Source organism: Aerococcus sp. L_32, assembly GCF_050689315.1.
On the sequence record NZ_JBOEQF010000752.1, the window covers coordinates 1 to 882 of the forward strand.

At 33.8% G+C, this 882-nt stretch carries 2 protein-coding genes; both read right to left on the reverse strand.

Annotated features, from left to right (window positions below):
* On the reverse strand, positions 1 to 503 hold a 503-nt coding region (locus ACRCJ0_RS16205), incomplete at its 3' end, for a Crp/Fnr family transcriptional regulator (protein ID WP_431391192.1).
* 16 nt (positions 504 to 519) lie between these two features.
* On the reverse strand, positions 520 to 882 hold a 363-nt coding region (locus ACRCJ0_RS16210), incomplete at its 5' end, for a ferritin-like domain-containing protein (protein WP_431391194.1).

The window sequence follows — 882 nt, forward strand, 5'->3', positions numbered from 1 at the left end:
TCAACATATTCTGCTAGAAAATTAATAATACGAGACTCTACCTGCTCCATACCAACCTGCATCGTTTGCTTTTCTGATACCTGTAAACGTTTCGTAACATCTGAAAGTATTCGTCTCATAATTTCTGGGTAAGCGTCTAGGTAGTTATCCATATCTTTTTTATGGATTCTGCATATGCCTACTTCTGATATTGCTTCAGCATAATTAGAATGGTAACTGTCAGTTTGAAAAATAGCCACTTCTCCCATAAAATCACCAGGATTTAGTATGCGTACCGTTTGTTCACGACCGGATTCATTTAAGTTATAAATACGTACACGTCCATTATTTACGATATATAATGTGTCATCTTTATCACCATTTCCAAATAACAACGCATTCTTTGCATAATGTACTTCATGCGCTGATTGTGCAATTAAACTCATTTGTTCTTCGTTTAGATGGTTAAAAATTGGTACTAACCGTATACAATCTATATGACTATGGTGATGATGGTGTGCCATACAACTTTCCTCCTAATTAATCGTTATCTACATAATCATCGTCTTCTAATGCATCCTTATTAACAAAGGCTTGAAGTTGCCAAATATTTACATCTAAATAATCTTTATAACTAATTAGTAAATCCTCTAACGCATCATCTGCTTCTTCTTGAGCTAAACGCAATGCACGAACGGTAAATTCACGATTAGTTCTAAAATCTTCTACTAACTGTAAGACCATTTCTTCAGCAGAATAATATTTTTCAGACGGATCTTCAGAAATTATTGTAAATTGCTGAAATTCAGCAGTTGTTGATGCTGGCTTAAATCCCGAAGCTAGTAAACGTTCTGCAATTTTATCAAACCATGTTTCATTCTCATTATACAGTTTTTCAAATAA